The 1,009-nt window shown below is 59.5% G+C and carries 1 protein-coding gene; it reads left to right on the top strand.

What is annotated here, in order from left to right:
- Positions 1-330 precede the first annotated feature (330 nt).
- Positions 331-1,009, top strand: a 679-nt coding sequence (locus AC1D0I_RS32595; RefSeq protein WP_477400183.1) for a LysR family transcriptional regulator, incomplete at its 3' end; no start/stop codon positions are given.

Here is a 1,009-nt window from a genome sequence, read left to right as displayed (position 1 = left end):
TGGCGCAGGGCATCCTCATCCCCTTGGCGAATCGGCAAATCAAATCGCTCGCGCAGGCTGCCCAAAACGCGCTCGGCGGACCTCCGGGAGGCAAGGCTGCTGTCCAGCCTGGTTTGGTTGCGAGGGGCGCGGCGTCATTCAAGGACTTCTTCGGCGGCAAAACCACCGGATAACCGGCGACTACCAGCCGAATTGCAGAGTTAGGAGAAACCACTGAAATCGACGAGGAGCATTGGCGCAAAGTCCGATATCTCCCTTGAGAGCAAGACGTCGCGGGAGTTCAAGGATGAACGCATCGACTATCTGTATCGAGCCTACAGGCTCGGCACGATGCGCGCGGCCAGCGAATCGTTGGACATTGCCCCTTCCTCGATCAGTCGGCACATAGCCAGCCTCGAGGAAGAGCTCGGCATCGATCTTATCGAGCGAGGGCGTCACGTCGTGCGCCTGACGGCGGCCGGGGCGCGTGTTCTGGAATACTACCGCGATCGAGCTTCACAGCGAGAGACTTTACTCACGGAACTCGACGACCTGAAGGGCTTGCGCAGCGGCCATCTCGACGTGGCGATCGGGACTGGACTGTTGCGGACGATCTTCGCTGAGGCGCTGGCAAGTTTTTCGAAACGTTACTCCCAGATCTCGATTTCGGTTCGCAGCCTGTCTTCGCGGGAAATCATCCCGCTGGTGGCCGAGGATGAATGCTATTTTGGTGTCGTCATGGGGCCGACCGGCGATCCAAGGATACGCGTCATTAATTCTTTCTCACAGCCCACCTGCCTGATCTGCCGGCCCGAACACGCGCTGGCGGGACGCGCCAGCATTTCGTTGGATGAGCTCGCCGGCCACAGGATTATCCTTCCCGACATCGGGTTCCGCGTTCGTCAACAGCTAGCCGAAATTCAGGAACAGACGGGCCGCCGGATACCCGTTGTGATGACAAGCAATTCGATCCAGACGATCCTCGACTGCGTGGTTGCCAATCTCGGCGCGACTGTGCTCTCGGTAACGT

The organism is Mesorhizobium sp. P2_D1 (genome assembly GCF_056404455.1).
Note: the sequence above shows the minus strand (reverse complement) of the source record. Positions and strands in the feature narration are given on the sequence as shown.